Origin of the sequence: Streptomyces adelaidensis, from assembly GCF_016598475.1 — a bacterium.
Classification (GTDB): domain Bacteria; phylum Actinomycetota; class Actinomycetes; order Streptomycetales; family Streptomycetaceae; genus Streptomyces; species Streptomyces adelaidensis.
Genome location: NZ_JAEMUX010000001.1, coordinates 45,579 through 63,042, shown reverse-complemented (window position 1 = coordinate 63,042; position 17,464 = coordinate 45,579). Strand labels below are relative to the sequence as shown.

The following is a 17,464-nucleotide window of genomic DNA, read 5'->3' as shown; positions in this document are numbered from 1 at the left end:
TCATGTGCCGTCGGAGCCCGTTCAGACCACGATCAGCGATTCCAGCGGAGCGCCGTCCAGCACGGACTCCAGCCGTTCCCGGCCTGCCAGGAAACCCAGCTCCATGAGGACGACCACGCCCGCCACCTCGGCTCCCGCCCGCCGGATGAGCTGCAGCGACGCCTCGGCCGTGCCGCCGGTCGCGAGGACGTCGTCGATGACCATGACGCGGTCGCCCGCGGCCAGGTCCTCGGCGTGCACCTCGATCTCGGCGGAGCCGTACTCCAGGTCGTACGCCTGGCTGAGCGTGGCTCCGGGGAGCTTGCCCGCCTTGCGTACGGGGATGAAGCCGACGCCCGCCCGGACGGCGGCAGGGGCGCCCAGGATGAAGCCGCGGGCCTCCAGGCCGACGATCTTCGTGGCGCCGTGCCGCACGGTCAGCTCCGCCAGCGCGTCCGTCAGCGCGGTGAACGCCGCCGGGTCGGCCAGCAGCGGGGTGATGTCCTTGAACATCACGCCCGGCGCGGGGTAGTCCGCGACGTCGCGGATACGGCTGAGCAGCAACTCCTTGATGTCGGTCATCGCCGCTTCCCGCCACGGCCGCGGCTGCGGCTCCCGGACTGGGCACGCGGGCCGACCACCGCGGGGGTGGCGTCCGCGGGCTCGTCGTCGTACGGACCGTCGGCCGCCCCGTCCGCGTCGTGCTCGGCCTGGGCCCGCTTGGCGAGGATGCGCTTCTTGAGGGCCTTCAGCTGCGGCTCGCGCTCCTTGAGATCGGCGACGAGCGGCGTGGCGATGAAGATCGACGAGTACGCACCGGCCGCGAGGCCGACGAACAGCGACAGCGAGATGTCGTTGAGCATGCCCGCGCCGAGGACGCCGCCACCGATGAACAGCAGGCCGGCGACCGGCAGCAGCGCGACCACCGTGGTGTTGATCGACCGCACCAGGGTGCTGTTGATCGAGCGGTTGGCGATCTCGCTGTACGTCCAGCGGGTCTGCTTGGTGATGTCCTTCGTCTGCTCCTTGAGGCTGTCGAAGACGACGACCGTGTCGTAGAGCGAGTAACCGAGGATCGTGAGCAGACCGATCACCGTACCGGGCGTCACTTCGAAGCCGACGAGGGCGTAGATGCCGATCGTGATGGTGATGTCGTGGATCAGGGCGACGAACGCGGCGATGGCCATACGCCACTCGAACGCGATCGCGAGGTAGATCACCACGAGGACCAGGAAGATGACGAGGCCCTGCCAGGCCTTGCTGGCGATCTGGTCACCCCAGCTGGGGCCGACCAGTTCACCGGCGACGTCCTGCTGCCGCATGTCCAGGTCCTCGGCCAGCGCCGCCGAGACCTTGTCGGCCTGGGCGGTGTCGATGCCCGCGACCTGGATACGCAGGCTGCCGTTGCCGAGCTTCTGGACGATCGCGTCGTGGCCGGCCGCCTCCTCCGCGTACGACTCTGCCTGAGCTACCGAGACGCTCGTCTTCGGAGTGGTGAAGACGGCGCCACCCTGGAACTCGATACCCATGGTCAGGCCGCGCACCGCCAGGCCGACGATGGCCGTGATGGTGATCAGGATCGAGACACCGTACCAGATCTTGCGGTTGCCGACGAAGTCGTAACCGACCTCGCCGCGGTGGAGTCGGGCTCCGAGGTCACCGAGCTTCGACATCTCAGGCCTCCTTCGGGTCGGCGGGGGCGGGACGGCGGGTACGGCGCAGCGGCGGCCGGGCACCGAGTCGCTTGGGGTCGAGGCCGGACCAGCTGTGGCCGTTCCCGAAGAACTTCGTGCGGGCCAGCAGCGTCAGTAGCGGCTTGGTGAAGAAGAAGACCACGACGACGTCGAGCACGGTGGTCAGACCGAGCGTGAACGCGAAGCCCTGGACCTTGCCGACGGTGACGATGAAGAGCACCGCGGCGGAGAGGAAGGACACGAAGTCGGAGACCAGGATGGTGCGCCGGGCGCGGGGCCAGGCCCGCTCCACGGCAGGGCGCAGCGTGCGGCCTTCGCGGATCTCGTCCCGGACGCGTTCGAAGTACACGATGAACGAGTCCGCCGTGATACCGATCGCGACGATCGCACCGCAGACCGCCGGGAGGTTCAGCGCGAAGTTGATGGTCGGGCCGAGCAACGCCATGATCACGTAGGTCAGGACCGCCGAGGCCAGCAGCGAGGCGATGGCGATCAGTGCCAGGCCGCGGTAGTAGGCGACCAGGTAGATCACGACCAGGATCAGGCCGATCGCACCGGCGATCAGACCGGCCTGCAGCTGGTCACCGCCGAGCGCGGGGCTGACGGTGGTGACGCTCGCCTCCTTGAAGGTCAGCGGGAGCGCGCCGTACGACAGCATGTTGGCGAGGTTCTGGGCCTCCTCCTGGGTGAAGCTGCCGGAGATCTCGGCCTTGCCACCGGTGACCGCCGCACGGACGTACGGGTGGGAGACGACCTCGTCGTCGAGGACGATCGCGAACTCGTTCTGCGGGGTGGTCTGGGTCGCCAGCTGGCCGGTGATGTCGGCGAACTTGTCGGCGCCGCTGGAGTCGAAGTCCATGACGACCTGCCAGCCGGTGCCGTTCTGGGTGTCCAGAAGCGCCTCGGCCTTCTCGACCTCGGTGCCGTCGACACCGACCGGGCCGAGCACGAACTTGCTCCAGCTGCCGCTGTCCTGACCACAGGCGATGACGATGTCGGTGGTCTTGCCCTTGCCCGCCGCGGCGCGCTGCTTGGGGTCGTTGCAGTCGAGGGCGGTGAACTTGGCCTGGAGCGCCTGGGTCTCCGCGTCGACGCTCGGGCTCGCCGACGGCGAGGCCGTGTCGGCGGCGGTGTCGGACGCGGAGCTGCTGCCCGACGGTGTGGGGTCGGCCTTCAGCGCGTCGGTGACCGCACGGCCCTGGGATGTGGCGGAGGACGACGGGCTTGCGGAGTCACCGGACTCGGGCGAGGTCGCCTCGTCCTTGCCGTCGGAGCTCGACGGGCTGGGCGAGCCGCTGCCACTGGGGCTCGTGCTCGGCGAGGCGCTCGGGGTCTCGGTCGCGCCGGAGCCGACCTGGCTCTGCAGAACCGGACGGAAGTACAGCTTCGCGGTGGTGCCGACCTGGTCCCGGGCATCCTCGGAGTTCGTGCCCCTGGGAATGTTGACGATGATGTTGCGATCGCCCTGGGTCTGGACCTCGGCCTCGGAGACGCCAAGACCGTTGACACGGCGGTTCATGATCTCGACCGCGGTATCCATGTTGGCCTTGTTGATCGCTGATTCCTGGCCGCTCCTCGCCTCGAGCGTGATGCTCGTACCACCGGCGAGGTCGATGCCGAGACGCGGAGTGGTGTGTCCGGAGACGAACATTCCCCCGGTGAGCGCCACCATGGCGATCAGGATGAGGGCCAGCGCGCGCCCAGGCTTGCTCTGGGCGCTCGCGCTCCGGCCCTTCTTCGGTGCTGCCACCTTCTCGTACTCCCTCTCGGGCCGCCGTGCGCGGGGTCAGCGCGGGGGCGGCCATGACTGGTGTCGGGAATCCGTGCGAAAAAGGCACGTGCCCGGGGCGCGGGCGGTTCTCGCTCGCACTCCCGGGACGTGGCTACTTCGCGTCGGACTCGCCGTCGGTCTTCTTCGGCTCTGCTTCGTCGGACTTGGCCTCGGCGGTGTCGGCCTTCACCTCGGCGGCCTCGTCGGCCGCGTCGTCGGACACGTCCTTCTTGCCGAGGTCGATGGGCTTGTCGTCGGAAGCGGCGGAAGCGTCGTCGGAGGGCTCGTCGGTCTCGGTGAGGGAGGAGGCGTCGTCCGGGACGACGTCGGACTTCAGGTCGTGCTCGATGCCGTGGACGATGCGGTTGTACTCGTCGTCGGTGAGGACGGAACCGATGGCGTTCTTGGCGAACAGCAGCTCGACGCCCGGCCCGGCGTCGAGGAGGAGCGTGTCCTCGTTGACCTCCTTGACCGTCGCGTACATGCCCCCGATCGTGCGGACGCCGGAACCGGGCTGTAGCTGGTTCCGCATGTCGGCCGCCTGCTGCTGCTTCTTCTTGGCCGATCGGGTCATCAGGATCATGGCCCCGATGAGCACGATGAACGGGAGGAGGGTCACGAGACTCACGGGTCGGAACTTCCTTCACACGACCGCGATGGCGAGCGGCCTGATGGATGGGGGTATGTGTGCTGCCGACAGGAGCGGCATCGGCGGAGTCTAAGCGAGTCCACCCTGATGGAACAACGCACAGCATGTCACCGGGGTTCCATGCCGGGCGAGTACCCCGCCGTCACGAGACGGTCACGCCCCGAACAGGTCCTGTTGTCCGTTTCCACCGGTTCCGCGGGGCGGCGTGAGGCCGAGATGTGCCCAGGCCGCGGGGGTCGCCACGCGCCCGCGCGGGGTCCGGGCGAGCAGGCCCTCCCGGACGAGGAAGGGCTCGGCGACCTCCTCGACGGTCTCGCGCTCCTCCCCCACGGCGACGGCGAGGGTGGAGAGTCCGACCGGGCCGCCGCCGAAGAGCTTGAGCAGGGCTTCGAGGACACCGCGGTCGAGGCGATCGAGGCCGCGGGCGTCGACCTCGTAGACGGCGAGGGCCGCCGCGGCGATGTCGCGTGTGATGATCCCGTCGGCCTTGACCTGCGCGTAGTCCCGTACGCGGCGCAGCAGACGGTTGGCGATACGGGGCGTGCCGCGCGAGCGGCCCGCGATCTCGGCGGCGCCGGCCGTGTCGATCTCGACGTCGAGGAGGTGCGCCGAGCGGTGGATGACGCGCTCCAGTTCGGCGGGCTCGTAGAACTCCATGTGCGCGGTGAAGCCGAAGCGGTCGCGCAGCGGCGGCGGCAGCAGTCCCGCGCGCGTGGTGGCGCCGACCAGGGTGAACGGCGGCAGTTCGAGGGGGATCGCGGTGGCTCCGGGGCCCTTGCCGACGATGACGTCGACCCGGAAGTCCTCCATCGCCATGTAGAGCATCTCCTCGGCGGGCCGGGACATGCGGTGGATCTCGTCGAGGAAGAGGACCTCGCCCTCCTGGAGGGAGGAGAGGATCGCGGCCAGGTCGCCGGCGTGCTGGATGGCGGGGCCTGAGGTGATGCGGATGGGGGCGCCCATCTCGGCCGCGATGATCATCGAGAGGGTGGTCTTGCCGAGCCCCGGGGCACCGGAGAGCAGGACGTGGTCGGCGGTGGCCCCACGCGCGCGTGCCGCCCGCAGGACCAGGTCGAGTTGCTCGCGGACCTTCTCCTGGCCGATGAACTCGTCCAGGTCCTTGGGACGCAGGGCGGCCTCGACGGCCTGGTCCTCACCGTCGGCGACAGAACCCACCAGCCGCTCCGCGGCGGGGCCGACGAGCCCCTCGGGGGCGGTCTCGTCGGTCGTGTCGTCCCAGTTCATCAGGTGTGCCTCGCGGGTCGCGGTCGGGTGGATCGTACGGGAGGGAGTCCGCTGGTCGTACGGGAGCCGAGTCGTACGTACGGAGTTCTTCGGGGGTGGGTCAGCGGGTTCTGTTGAGGGTCTGCAGGGCGGCCTTCAGCAACTGGCCGACCTGGGGCGTGCCTTGGGCGGCCTCGGCCTGGGGGGTCACGGCGGACACGGCCTCGTCGGCCTCACGGGTCGCGTAGCCGAGGCCGATCAGGGCGGCGTGCAGTTGGTCGCGCCAGCCCGAGGTGACGGCGGTGCCGATCGCGGGGGTGCCGATGGGTTCGCCGAGGCGGTCCCGCAGGTCGAGCAGCAGCTTCTGGGCGCCCTTCTTGCCGATGCCGGGGACGGCGATCAGCGCCTTCTCGTCGCTGGTCGACACCGCGCGGCGCAACGCGTCCGGGGTGTGCACGGCCAGCATCGCCTGGGCCAGGCGCGGGCCGACCCCGCTCGCGGTCTGGAGCAGCTCGAAGACCTGGCGCTCGTCGTCGTCCACGAAGCCGTACAGGGTCAGCGAGTCCTCGCGTACGACGAGGGAGGTGGCGAGCTTGGCCGGCTGGCCGAGCCGCAGCGTGGACAGGGTGTTCGGCGTGCACTGCACGGCCATGCCGACCCCGCCCACCTCGACCACCGCGGTGTCGGGGGCGAGTGCGGCGATCCTGCCGCTGACGAAGGCGATCATGCCGTACGGCCTTTCGGTGTCATCGGTGTCGTCGATGTCGCGGGTGTCTTCGAGGCTTTGGCCGCGTGCAGGGCGACGGCCTGCTGGAGGCGGTTCTGGGCGGGGGCCCGCCAGATGTGGCAGATGGCGAGGGCGAGGGCGTCGGCGGCGTCCGCCGGCTTCGGGGGCGCGTCGAGCCGGAGCAGGCGGGTGACCATGGCGCCGACCTGTGCCTTGTCGGCGCGGCCACTGCCGGTGACGGCGGCCTTGACCTCGCTGGGGGTGTGCAGGGCGACGGGGATGCCGCGGCGGGCTGCGCAGAGCATGGCGACGGCGCTGGCCTGGGCGGTGCCCATGACCGTCCGTACGTTGTGCTGGCTGAACACCCGCTCCACGGCGACGAATTCGGGGCGGAACTCGTCCAGCCACTGCTCGATGCCCTGCTCCACGGCGACTAGACGGTGCCCCAACTCGGCGTCCGCGGGCGTACGGACGACACCGACGCCGACCATGGTGAGCGGCCGTCCGGCCACGCCCTCCACGACACCGACACCGCACCGCGTCATTCCGGGGTCCACCCCGAGTACACGCACCGCGCCCCTCCCTTTCGATCGCCTGTTTGTGCAGGCTATCGGGTGCCACCGACAACGGCGGACAACGCGACGGGCCGACGGGATGTCTCCCGTCGGCCCGTTGAGCCCCTGGCCGTCGAACCGTGCGGCTCGCGGCAGCGTTACGCGTCGACCTTCTCCATGACGTCGTCGCTCACGTCGAAGTTGGCGAAGACGTTCTGCACGTCGTCGCTGTCCTCAAGGGCGTCGATCAGCTTGAAGATCTTCCTGGCGCCGTCCTCGTCCAGCTCGATCTGCATGGTCGGGACGAAGTTGGCCTCGGCGGAGTCGTAGTCGATGCCGGCCGCCTGGAGGGAGGTGCGGACCGCGACCATGTCGGTGGCCTCGCTGAGCACCTCGAAGGACTCGCCGAGGTCGTTGACCTCCTCGGCACCGGCGTCGAGCACGACCTCCAGGACGTCGTCCTCGGACAGCTCGCCCTTGGGGACGATCACGACACCCTTGCGGTTGAAGAGGTACGAGACGGAACCCGGGTCGGCCATGGAACCGCCGTTGCGGGTCATGGCGACGCGGACGTCGGAGGCGGCGCGGTTGCGGTTGTCGGTGAGGCACTCGATGAGCACCGCGACGCCGTTCGGGCCGTAACCCTCGTACATGATCGTCTCGTACTCGGCGCCACCGGCCTCGAGGCCACCGCCGCGCTTGACCGCGGAGTCGATGTTCTTGTTCGGGACCGACTGCTTCTTCGCCTTCTGGATGGCGTCGTAGAGAGTCGGGTTGCCCTCGATGTCGACACCGCCCATCCGCGCGGCGACCTCGATGTTCTTGATCAGCTTCGCGAAGAGCTTGCCGCGCTTGGCGTCGATCACGGCCTTCTTGTGCTTCGTCGTGGCCCATTTAGAGTGGCCGGACATCTGCCTGTCTCCTTCGCGTAACCCATCTCTGTACGAACGGCAGAGATCCTACAAGGAGTCCGCCGCCCGGCTCGCGTGCACCATCTCGACGAACAGTGCGTGCAGCCGGTGGTCGCCGGTCAGCTCCGGGTGGAACGACGTGGCGAGGGCGTTGCCCTGGCGTACGGCGACGATGTGACCCTCGTGCTCGGCGAGCACCTCGGTCTCGGCGCCGACGGACTCGACCCAGGGGGCGCGGATGAACACGCCCTCCACAGGATCGCCCGGCACGCCCTTGACGTCCACCGAGGCCTCGAAGGACTCGTTCTGCCGTCCGAAGGCGTTGCGGCGCACGATCATGTCGATGCCGCCGATGGTCTCCTGGCCCGAGCGCGGGTCGAGGATCTTGTCGGCGAGCATGATCAGACCGGCGCAGGTGCCGTAGACGGGCATGCCGTCCCGCACGCGCGCGCGTAGGGGCTCCATCACGCCGAACAGGACGGCCAGTTTGGAGATGGTGGTGGACTCGCCGCCGGGGATGACGAGGCCGTCGATCTCGGCGAGTTCCTCGGGGCGCCGGACCGGCCTGGCCACGGCGTCGGCCGCGGCCAGGGCTACGAGGTGCTCCCGGACGTCGCCCTGGAGGGCCAGGACGCCTATGACGGGTGTGCTCATCGGTGGTTACCAGCCGCGGTTGGCGTAGCGCTCGGCCTCGGGCAGGGTGTCGCAGTTGATGCCGACCATGGCCTCGCCCAGGTTGCGGGAGGCGTCCGCGATGATCTTCGGGTCGTCGTAGAAGGTGGTGGCCTTCACGATGGCGGCGGCGCGCTTGGCCGGGTCGCCGGACTTGAAGATGCCGGAGCCCACGAAGACGCCCTCGGCGCCGAGCTGGCGCATCAGCGCGGCATCGGCGGGAGTGGCCACGCCGCCCGCGGAGAAGAGGACCACCGGGAGCTTGCCCAGCTCGGCGACCTCCTTGACGATCTCGTACGGGGCGCGCAGCTCCTTGGCGGCGGCGTACAGCTCGTTGTTGTCGAAGCCGCGCAGCTTGGCGATCTCGTTCTTGATCTGGCGCAGGTGGCGGACGGCCTCGACGACGTTGCCGGTGCCGGCCTCGCCCTTGGAGCGGATCATCGCGGCGCCCTCGGCGATGCGGCGCAGGGCCTCGCCCAGGTTGGTGGCGCCGCAGACGAAGGGGGTGGTGAAGGCCCACTTGTCGGAGTGGTTGACCTCGTCGGCCGGGGTGAGGACCTCGGACTCGTCGATGTAGTCGACGCCGAGGGACTGCAGGACCTGGGCCTCGACGAAGTGGCCGATGCGGGACTTGGCCATGACCGGGATGGAGACGGCCTCGATGATGCCTTCGATCATGTCCGGGTCGGACATGCGGGCCACGCCGCCGTCCTTGCGGATGTCGGCGGGGACCCGCTCCAGGGCCATGACGGCCACGGCGCCGGCGTCCTCGGCGATCTTCGCCTGCTCGGCGTTGACCACGTCCATGATCACACCGCCCTTGAGCTGCTCGGCCATGCCGCGCTTCACGCGGGCGGTGCCGGTCTCGGGGGTCGGGGCGGCGGAGTTGGAGAGCGTGCTCGACACGGGTTTGACCTCGCTCGGGGAAGAGGGTTTCTGCAATCACCGAGACAACGGGAGGGGGGCGGGCCACTGCAAGGGCCAATGGGGAGGCGGTGGATCGTTTTTCCCGCCGACCCGCCCCGCTGCGCAGGAGGGCTCGGGGGGCTTGGGTGCGTCGGCGGGCGCGGGCCCGGTGGGGGCTGATCGCGCAGTTCCCCGCGCCCCTAAAAGCGAAAGCACGGGGCGCAGCCCCTGCTTATCAGGGGCTCGGGGAACTGCGCGAGCAACCACGGACGAACCCTCACCCGCCGACGCACCCAAGTCACCCGAGGTCCGAGATCACGTCCCCGCTCGGTCGGCGACCGCAGCCGGTGGCTCGTCGTCCATCTCGAAGGCCATGGGGAAGGGCGCGTGGCCGGCGAGACGGAACCAACGGACCTTGCGGTGGCGCCGCAGGGCCCGCGCCGCCCGCACCGCGTCGTTGTGGAAGCGTCGAGCCATCGGCACCCGACGCACGGCCTGGGCCAGTTCGTTCGCCGCGTCCTCGCCCCCCGGCGCCTCCCGCACGACCTCCACCTGTTGCGGGTCCGCGAAGACCGCTCGCAGCGCCTGGCTCAGCTCGCTCTCGGCGACCTCGCGCTGCTCCTCCTCCGCCTGCCGGGCCGCGTGTGCCGCCTCGTAGAGGACGATCGAGGCGGCCGGGTCCAGCACTCCGGAGGTGGCCAGTTCCTGGGCGACCGAGGCGCGGCGCAGCAACTGCGCGTCGAGCGCCGCGCGGGCGGCGTCGATGCGCGCGTGCAGCCGGTCGAGGCGTCCCGCGGTCCAGCTCAGGTAGAGACCGATCGCGAAGAGGACGACCGCGATCCAGATGAGTGTCGACGTCACGGGCCGCAAGGCTACCCGTGCCCGGTACGGCCTCCCGACCCACCCGGAACAGAGGCCCCGCCGGCCGCGCCTTCAGGACCGGGACGGCGGGCGCGGAACGGCAGGCTCGGCAGGCACCTCAGGCCGCGGTGGCCGCGATATCAGTCCCGAGCCAGCCCCAACCGCGCCCGCAGCCCCACCCGTTCGTCCGCCGCCACCGAAGCCGCGCCTTCCGTGACCGTCTCGTAGACGCCGAGGATGTCCGCGCCGACGGTCGACCAGTCGAAGCGGCGGACGTGCGCGCTGCCGCGGTCACGCAGCTCGGCGCGGCGGGCGGGGTCGGCGAGAAGGCGCAGGGCTGCTCTGGCGAGGGCGTCCGCGTCCTCGTTGGTGAACAGCTCCCCCGCGCCGCCCTGGTCGAGGACCTGGGCGAAGGCGTCGAGGTCGGCGGCGAGGACGGCGGCGCCGGCGGACAGGGCCTCGACGAGGATGATGCCGAAGCTCTCGCCACCGGTGTTCGGGGCGACGTACACGTCGACGCTGCGCAGGAAGCGGGCCTTGTCCTCGTCGCTGATCATGCCGAGGAACTCGACGCGGGAGCGCAGTTCCTCGGGCAGGGTCTCGACGGCCTCCTCCTCGTCCCCGCGCCCGGCGATCAGCAGACGGGTCTGGGGGCGCTCGGCGAGGATCTTCGGCAGGGCCTTCATCAGGACCGGCAGCCCCTTGCGGGGCTCGTCGATGCGGCCGATGAAGCCGAGCGTGTCGCCCTGCCAGTCGGGGTTGGGCTTGGCGCGGGCGAAGAAGTCGACGTCGACGCCGTTCGGGATGACGACCGCGTCGCCGCCCAGGTGTTCTACGAGGGTGCGGCGGGCGTACTCGCTCACCGCGATCCGCGCGCTGATCTTCTCCAGCGCGGGCTGGAGGATCGGGTACGCGGCGATCATCGCCCGGGAGCGCGGGTTGGAGGTGTGGAACGTCGCGACGATCGGTCCCTGTGCGGCCCAGCAGGCCAGCAAGCCGAGCGACGGGGAGGCCGGCTCATGGATGTGGATCACGTCGAACGTGCCGTCGTGGAGCCAGCGCCGTACCCGGGCCGCCGACAGGAAGCCGAAGTTCAGGCGGGCCACCGAGCCGTTGTACGGCACCGGGACCGCGCGGCCCGCCGAGACGACGTACGGCGGCAGCGGCGTGTCGTCGTCGGCGGGGGCGAGCACCGACACCTCGTGGCCGAGGCGGATGAGGTGGTCGGCCAGGTCGCGGATGTGGAACTGGACTCCCCCGGGGACGTCCCAGGAGTACGGGCAGACGATCCCGATCCTCACGGGCGTCCCTTCCCGGAACCCGACTCGGAACCCGGCTGGGGACTCGGCTCGGACCCTGTCGCGGGAGTCGCGGGGCCGTCGGGACTCTTCGCGGGATCGAGGTCCGCGAGCCACAAGCGCTGGAGCATGTGCCAATCCTCCGGATGGTCGGCGATGCCGGTGGCGAAGGCGTCTGCCAGCGCCTGTGTCATGACAGACGTCTTCTCGGCTCGGGTACCTGTCTCGGGTACCTCGACAGGGGGATGCACGCGTCCCCGCATGACGGGCGAGTCGTCGTACCAGAGTGTCACCGGCAGCAGCAGCGCACCGGTCTGCTGGGCGAGGAGGGCAGGTCCGGCGGGCATCCGGGTCTTCTCGCCGAAGAACCCGACCTCGACTCCGGAGGCGGACAGGTCACGGTCGGCGACCAGGCAGACCAGGCCGCCGTCGCGCAGCCGCCGGGCGAGCGTGCCGAACGCGGAGCCGCCGTTGTGCGGCAGGACCTCCATGCCGAGGCCCTCGCGATAGGCGACGAAACGGTCGTAGAGCGTCTCGGGCTTGAGGCGTTCGGCGACCGTGGTGAACGGGGTCTTCAGCTCGGTGGTGACCCAGGCTCCGGCGAGGTCCCAGTTCGCCAGGTGCGGCAGGGCGAGAACGACGCCCTTGCCGGAGGCGAGGCCGTCGACGAGGTGATGGGCGTCCCTTATGTCGCAGCCGGTCCTGATGCGCTCCTCGCTCCAGGCGGGGAGCCGGAACGACTCCATCCAGTAGCGGAGGTACGAGCGCATGCCCGCACGGGACAGCTCGGCGAGGCGCTGCGGGCTCGCGCCGGGCACCACGCGTGCGTAGTTGGCCTCCAGGCGACGTACGAGGGTGCCGCGCCGCATCCAGGCGGCGTCGGCGATCGTCCGGCCGAGGCGGACGGCGACGGGCTCCGGGAGCTTCTTGACGGTGCTCCAGCCGAATCCGTAGAGCCCGTCGGTCAAGCGCTCGCGCAGAGCGCTCACGGCGTCGCCTCGCTGTTCTGCGCGGTGTCGGTCGTCGTGTCCTGGGAGGCCGCCGCAGCTGCGGCGGCCTCCGCCTCGGCGGACTCGCGGCGGACGGTGACGACGCGCTGGATCAGCGTGACGAGGCTGCCCACGGCGACGATCCACAGGGCGACGGGCAGCAGGACGTCGATGCCGGGCACGCCGAACGCGTGCAGGCCCGAGAGACCGGCCGCGACCAGCGAGATCACCAGGCGCTCGGCGCGCTCCACCAGGCCGTTGACCGCCACCGGCAGGCCGATCGACTCACCGCGGGCCTTGGTGTACGACACCACCTGGCCGCTCGTCAGACAGAAGATCGAGACGGCGCACAGTACGTTGTTGTCGCCACCGCCCGCGTACCAGAGGGCGAAGCCGCCGAAGATCGCGCCGTCGGCGACGCGGTCGAGCGTGGAGTCGAGGAAGGCGCCCCAGCGGCTGGAGCGGCCCATCTGGCGGGCCATGTTGCCGTCGACGAGGTCCGAGAACACGAACAGCGTGATGACGATCGTGCCCCAGAAGAACTCGCCCCGGGGGTAGAAGACCAGCGCGCCCGCGATCACTCCGGCGGTGCCGAGGAGCGTGACCGTGTCGGGGCTGACGCCCCTGCGGATCAGAAACGCGGCGAACGGTGTGAGGACACGCGTGAAGAATGCACGCGCGTACTTGTTCAGCATGGCCTTCCCGAGGGTCGGTGTCGCCGTGTGGCCCTGCTGGCCACCGGCTGGCCCATCGTAGCCACGCGCCCGCGTGTGCGACCGTCGGGCACCGGCCCGCCGTGTCACGTGCGGTCGACGCCGGTGTCACGACGGGACCCGCGGCGCTGTGGCACCGGGCCTCACCTGGGCCGCGAGGAGCGATCGCGTCCGTCGTATGGACGGGCGGTGACGCGAGTGCCAAGCTCGAAGACACCGCGGGCGTCACCGGAGCCGCCACCGCTGGGGGTCCCTCCGGACGGAGTCTGGGGGAGGATCCGTATGTCCGCGCCCACAGTGACCTCACCGTGCACGGGAGGCAGGATCATGGGCGACAAGGCGAACGCACATCCCGGAGCCGCCGGCAGGGCTACGGCGGCCGACCACCCCGCGTCCGTACGGAATGTGGTGCTGGTCGGCCACTCCGGTTCGGGCAAGACGACTCTGGTGGAGGCTCTCGCGCTGACGGCGGGAGCGGTGAACCGGGCGGGCCGTGTGGAGGACGGCGGCACCGTCTCCGACTACGACGAGATCGAACACCGGCAGCAACGCTCGGTGCAGCTCTCCCTCGTCCCCGTCGAATGGGGCGGATACAAGATCAATCTATTGGACACCCCCGGATACGCCGACTTCGTCGGGGAACTCAGGGCCGGTCTGCGAGCGGCGGACGCGGCCCTTTTCGTCGTCTCGGCGTCGGACGGCGTGGACGGCTCGACCCGCATGGTGTGGGAGGAGTGCGCGGCGGTCGGCATGCCGCGGGCGATCGTGGTGACGCATCTGGAGGCCGCGCGGGCGGACTTCGAGGAGATGACCCGGGTCTGCGCCGAGACGTTCGGCGGGGACGACCCCGACGCCGTGCTGCCGCTCTACCTGCCGCTGCACGGCCCGCAGGGGCCCGACGGGCACGCACCCGTGACCGGTCTGACCGGGCTGCTGTCGCAGAAGCTGTTCGACTACTCCTCCGGGGAGCGCAAGGAGTCCGAGCCGGGCCCCGAGCAACTGCCGGCGATCGAGGAGGCCCGCGACCGGCTCATCGAGGGGATCATCGCCGAGAGCGAGGACGAGACCCTCATGGACCGCTATCTCGGCGGCGAGGCCATCGACGTCAAGACACTCGTCGACGACCTGGAGCGGGCCGTCGCCCGCGGGGTCTTCCACCCCGTGCTGGCCGCCGCCCCCGCCGCCGAAGGCGCCCGGCAGGGCCTCGGCACGGTCGAACTGCTGGAACTGATCACCGGCGGCTTCCCCACCCCCCTGGAGCGCGAGGCGCCCTCGGTGACCACACCGGACGGCAGGCCCCGCGACCTCCAGGGGGCCTGCGACCCGGACGGACCGCTGGTCGCCGAGGTCGTGAAGACCGCGAGCGACCCCTATGTGGGCCGTATCTCGCTCGTCCGCGTCTTCTCCGGGACCCTGCACCCCGACGAGACGGTGCACGTGTCGGGGCACGGACTCGCCGACCGCGGGCACGAGGACCACGATGTCGACGAGCGGATCGGCGCCCTGTCCGCGCCGTTCGGGAAACAGCAGCGGACCCTCACGCGCTGTATCGCGGGAGACCTGGCCTGCGTGGCCAAGCTGAGCCGCGCGGAGACCGGGGACACGCTTTCGGCCAAGGACGATCCGCTGCTCATGGAGCCGTGGGAGATGCCCGACCCGCTGCTGCCGCTCGCCATCCACGCGCACAGCAAGGCCGACGAGGACAAGCTCTCCCAGGGCCTCGCCCGGCTGGTCGCCGAGGACCCGACCATGCGGCTGGAGCAGAACCAGGACACCCACCAGGTCGTCCTCTGGTGCCTGGGCGAGGCGCACGCCGACGTGGCGCTGGAGCGGCTGCGCAGCCGGTACGGCGTCCAGGTCGACGTCGTACCGCACAAGGTCTCCCTACGGGAGACGTTCGCCGACAAGTCGGCCGGGCGCGGCCGGCATGTGAAGCAGTCCGGCGGACACGGGCAGTACGCGATCTGCGAGATCGAGGTGGAGCCGCTGCCCGGCGGCTCCGGCATCGAGTTCGTGGACAAGGTCGTCGGCGGTGCCGTGCCGAGGCAGTTCATCCCGTCCGTCGAGAAGGGCGTGCGGACGCAGGCCGCCAAGGGGGTCGCGGCCGGCTATCCGCTCATCGACGTCCGGATCACCCTGCGGGACGGCAAGGCCCACTCGGTGGACTCCTCGGACGCCGCGTTCCAGACGGCGGGCGCGCTGGCCCTGCGCGAGGCCGCGGCCGACGCGAAGATCCACCTCCTGGAGCCGGTGGCCGAGGTGTCGGTCCTGGTCGGCGACTCGTACGTGGGCGCCGTGATGAGCGACCTGTCCGGACGGCGCGGCCGGGTCGTCGGCACCGAGCAGTCCGGCGGCGGACGCACCCTCGTACGGGCCGAGGTACCGGAGATCGAGATCGACCGGTACGCCGTCGACCTGCGCTCCCTGTCCCACGGCACCGCGCGCTTCGGCCGCCGGTACACCCGGCACGAGCCGATGCCCGTCCAGGTCGCCGAGAGGCTCCGCGAACGGGCGTAGGAGAGCTGCGGGTTCGGGATCGACGGGGGCTCGACGGCAGGTACTGGTGACCGTCGGCGGGCGGCTCTGGCCGTCCGCCGACGGTTGCGGGTGGTTCCGCAGGGGGCAAAGTCGGCTCTAGGCCGCTTCAAGCCGGTTCCAGGGCGGTTCCAGGGCGGTGGGTTCCGTGAATGTCCGTTCTTCGCACCGCGCGATGTCCGTGGCTGCGGATACGCTGATCACCTGATCGACAAGTGTGGCTCGATCAGGACCAGATCAGGCGATGACCTGATCAACAGGTGTGCGGAGCACGGAAGTCGGGAAAGCCGCAGGAGCGAATGTGCGGCGATGGGGGCGGCGGTGGCGAACGAATTCGATTTCACTCCCGGGGCGCAGGTGCCGCTCACGGGCGCCGCGGGCCAGACAGCGGCGACGTACGCCCTGGCGTCCGCGGCCTACCGGGACAACGAGATCGCGGAGATCCTCAAGACCAACAACGACTGGCACAAGTCCACGGTCAAACCGGGCCGCAAGTGGGCGACCATTTTCCGGCCGAATCTCGGGGAGGCGTTCTCCCTGGCGGTGCGGGACCGCATGGTCGGCGCGGGCCGCAAGCCGCTCATCCAGTCCTTCGGCATGGAGCCGCAGGTCGTCGTCGAGCACTGTCTCGCGGCGAACAACATCCGCAGGGAGCGCGACAACTGGCTCTCGGCGGTGATGGTCCTGTGCGGCGTGCTCTTCCTGCCCGGACTCCTGCTGTGGCTGCTGGTCTTCCAGATCCGCACGACGGTCGGCAAGCGCGACGACAAGCGGGCCGGCGCTCTCGCCACCACGCTGCTGGTCGCCGTGGGCGCCCTCGCCGTGATCTTCCTGCTCAAGATGCCGTTCACCGGCTTCTGGGCCTGGTACGCGCGTGCGTGCGTCGTGCTTCCCGTGGTCGGCTGGTTCTGGGCGAAGCAGATCTGCGAGCGCACCGCCAAGGACCTGCGAGACCGCTGGGACAGCCTGCTGTCCGGCGGCGGCATCGGCGCCAAGATCCCCGAGGCCGTGCCCGGCAGCCCCGGCGAGACCAAGGCCGAGCAGCTGCGCAAGGAACTCGCCCGGCTCAGCGCCGAGCAGCGCTCCAACCTCGTCTTCTACGCCGGCCCCAAGGGCATCCTCGGCATGGGCACCCGCTGGGGCAGCTGGCAGCTCGCCGAGGATCTCGTGGCGGCCGACCCCGGCAAGGAGATCCATCCCTTCCGCAGCTGGGACGTCATACGCTCCATCCACGACCAGCTCCGCATGCTGGAGCGCACCCCCCTCAACACCGGTGGTTTCGCGGCCCCTTCGATCAAGCACTGGATCGTCAGCCCGATCGGTGAGGGCGCCGGCGGCGTGGCCCGGCCCGAGGGCACCGACGTGGACGCGTACCAGTACAAGAACCACGCCATACAGGACATCTGCAACAAACAGCACTTCGGCAGCGGCAACCGGCACTACCTGGGCGTCCAGTGGACGCTCTGGGACGGCCAGTTGGTCATCACCATGCTCGTCACGGTCACCGTCCTGCACCAGACACTCCGCATCGAGGTCACCGGCCACGCCCTGGGCCCGGTCCACGGACTGTTCACCACCAAGCCGGCGGCCAAGGAGAAGGAAGTCCAGAAGTCGCTGCGCTTCTGGGAGACCCGCAAGGTGAAGCTGCCGCTCGTCGACACGGACGAGGTCGTACGGCTCGCCGCCCGCGCCCCGCTGACCTGGTATCCGCCGCTGCTCAACTGGCTCGGCGGCTCCATGGGCCTGCCGGAGCCGTTCGGCCTGCGGCACGCCTGGGCGGACCAGCCGTGGCGGCACCGCTTCATGGCGGACGACGCGCTGCGCGCCGCCACGCCCGTGCTCCGCGTGGTCCACACCGCCGCCCTCAAGGTGCTGGAGGAGAACGGCGTGGACACCGAGAAGTTCGGGTCGCGGGCCGGGATGCTCAGCGGGGCGGTGCAGGATCCCACGCCTCGCAAGGCTGACCTCTACGACGCGTGAG

At 70.4% G+C, this 17,464-nt stretch carries 16 protein-coding genes; 2 read left to right on the top strand and 14 right to left on the bottom strand.

Features of this window, described 5'->3' with window-relative positions:
- Positions 1-21: 21 nt before the first annotated feature.
- The 14 genes from I8N67_RS00315 to pgsA form a co-directional block, all read right to left on the bottom strand.
- Entirely contained in the window at positions 22-561 is a 540-nt protein-coding gene (locus I8N67_RS00315) for an adenine phosphoribosyltransferase (protein WP_200300493.1), read from the bottom strand.
- Positions 558-1,652 carry a protein translocase subunit SecF gene (gene secF / locus I8N67_RS00310; RefSeq protein WP_200300492.1) on the bottom strand — a complete coding sequence of 365 codons (1,095 nt, stop codon included), beginning with the start codon at positions 1,650-1,652 and terminating at the stop codon, positions 558-560. Before secF ends, I8N67_RS00315 begins: the two co-directional genes overlap by 4 nt.
- Before the next feature lies 1 nt (position 1,653).
- Complete coding sequence (gene secD, locus I8N67_RS00305) at positions 1,654-3,423, bottom strand: protein translocase subunit SecD (protein ID WP_200300491.1); 1,770 nt, start codon at positions 3,421-3,423, stop codon at positions 1,654-1,656.
- Positions 3,424-3,556: 133 nt separating this feature from the next.
- Positions 3,557-4,072 (bottom strand): preprotein translocase subunit YajC, encoded by a 516-nt coding sequence (gene yajC, locus I8N67_RS00300; RefSeq protein ID WP_200300490.1) that lies wholly within the window; start codon positions 4,070-4,072, stop codon positions 3,557-3,559.
- 174 nt (positions 4,073-4,246) lie between these two features.
- Positions 4,247-5,338, bottom strand: coding sequence for a Holliday junction branch migration DNA helicase RuvB (gene ruvB, locus I8N67_RS00295; RefSeq protein WP_200300489.1), 1,092 nt, complete (start codon positions 5,336-5,338; stop codon positions 4,247-4,249).
- 100 nt (positions 5,339-5,438) lie between these two features.
- The gene (gene ruvA, locus I8N67_RS00290; RefSeq protein ID WP_200300488.1) at positions 5,439-6,044 is read right to left on the bottom strand and encodes a Holliday junction branch migration protein RuvA; all 606 of its coding nucleotides are present in this window, start codon (positions 6,042-6,044) and stop codon (positions 5,439-5,441) included.
- Complete coding sequence (ruvC, locus tag I8N67_RS00285) at positions 6,041-6,616, bottom strand: crossover junction endodeoxyribonuclease RuvC (RefSeq protein ID WP_200300487.1); 576 nt, start codon at positions 6,614-6,616, stop codon at positions 6,041-6,043. The genes ruvA and ruvC overlap by 4 nt, the downstream gene beginning before the upstream one ends.
- A gap of 140 nt (positions 6,617-6,756) precedes the next feature.
- Positions 6,757-7,509, bottom strand: coding sequence for a YebC/PmpR family DNA-binding transcriptional regulator (locus tag I8N67_RS00280; protein WP_200300486.1), 753 nt, complete (start codon positions 7,507-7,509; stop codon positions 6,757-6,759).
- Positions 7,510-7,557: 48 nt separating this feature from the next.
- A complete protein-coding gene (gene pdxT, locus I8N67_RS00275; RefSeq protein ID WP_200300485.1) occupies positions 7,558-8,163 on the bottom strand; it encodes a pyridoxal 5'-phosphate synthase glutaminase subunit PdxT in 606 nt (201 codons plus the stop codon).
- A gap of 6 nt (positions 8,164-8,169) precedes the next feature.
- Positions 8,170-9,087 carry a pyridoxal 5'-phosphate synthase lyase subunit PdxS gene (gene pdxS / locus I8N67_RS00270; RefSeq protein ID WP_200300484.1) on the bottom strand — a complete coding sequence of 306 codons (918 nt, stop codon included), beginning with the start codon at positions 9,085-9,087 and terminating at the stop codon, positions 8,170-8,172.
- A 315-nt stretch (positions 9,088-9,402) separates the two neighbouring features.
- Entirely contained in the window at positions 9,403-9,948 is a 546-nt protein-coding gene (locus tag I8N67_RS00265; protein WP_200300483.1) for a LemA family protein, read from the bottom strand.
- A gap of 140 nt (positions 9,949-10,088) precedes the next feature.
- A complete protein-coding gene (locus tag I8N67_RS00260; protein ID WP_200300482.1) occupies positions 10,089-11,249 on the bottom strand; it encodes a glycosyltransferase family 4 protein in 1,161 nt (386 codons plus the stop codon).
- Entirely contained in the window at positions 11,246-12,235 is a 990-nt protein-coding gene (locus I8N67_RS00255; RefSeq protein WP_307835111.1) for a phosphatidylinositol mannoside acyltransferase, read from the bottom strand. The genes I8N67_RS00260 and I8N67_RS00255 overlap by 4 nt, the downstream gene beginning before the upstream one ends.
- Positions 12,232-12,930, bottom strand: a complete 699-nt coding sequence (gene pgsA, locus I8N67_RS00250) for a phosphatidylinositol phosphate synthase (protein WP_200300481.1) — start codon at positions 12,928-12,930, stop codon at positions 12,232-12,234. Before pgsA ends, I8N67_RS00255 begins: the two co-directional genes overlap by 4 nt.
- Before the next feature lie 345 nt (positions 12,931-13,275).
- Between pgsA and I8N67_RS00245 the strand changes: the two genes are divergently transcribed.
- Positions 13,276-15,465, top strand: a complete 2,190-nt coding sequence (locus I8N67_RS00245; RefSeq protein ID WP_200300610.1) for an elongation factor G-like protein EF-G2 — start codon at positions 13,276-13,278, stop codon at positions 15,463-15,465.
- 327 nt (positions 15,466-15,792) lie between these two features.
- The gene (locus I8N67_RS00240) at positions 15,793-17,463 is read left to right on the top strand and encodes an AbeC-like domain-containing protein (RefSeq protein WP_200300480.1); all 1,671 of its coding nucleotides are present in this window, start codon (positions 15,793-15,795) and stop codon (positions 17,461-17,463) included.
- Position 17,464 lies beyond the last annotated feature (1 nt).

Bases quoted from the DNA above. Each gene is read 5' to 3' on its own strand.
- I8N67_RS00315 (WP_200300493.1), bottom strand. From the start codon at position 561: ATGACCGACATCAAGGAGTTGCTGCTCAGCCGTATCCGCGACGTCGCG.
- secF (WP_200300492.1), bottom strand. From the start codon at position 1,652: ATGTCGAAGCTCGGTGACCTCGGAGCCCGACTCCACCGCGGCGAGGTC.
- ruvB (WP_200300489.1), bottom strand. From the start codon at position 5,338: ATGAACTGGGACGACACGACCGACGAGACCGCCCCCGAGGGGCTCGTC.
- ruvA (WP_200300488.1), bottom strand. From the start codon at position 6,044: ATGATCGCCTTCGTCAGCGGCAGGATCGCCGCACTCGCCCCCGACACC.
- I8N67_RS00280 (WP_200300486.1), bottom strand. From the start codon at position 7,509: ATGTCCGGCCACTCTAAATGGGCCACGACGAAGCACAAGAAGGCCGTG.
- pdxT (WP_200300485.1), bottom strand. From the start codon at position 8,163: ATGAGCACACCCGTCATAGGCGTCCTGGCCCTCCAGGGCGACGTCCGG.
- pgsA (WP_200300481.1), bottom strand. From the start codon at position 12,930: ATGCTGAACAAGTACGCGCGTGCATTCTTCACGCGTGTCCTCACACCG.
- I8N67_RS00245 (WP_200300610.1), top strand. From the start codon at position 13,276: ATGGGCGACAAGGCGAACGCACATCCCGGAGCCGCCGGCAGGGCTACG.
- I8N67_RS00240 (WP_200300480.1), top strand. From the start codon at position 15,793: ATGGGGGCGGCGGTGGCGAACGAATTCGATTTCACTCCCGGGGCGCAG.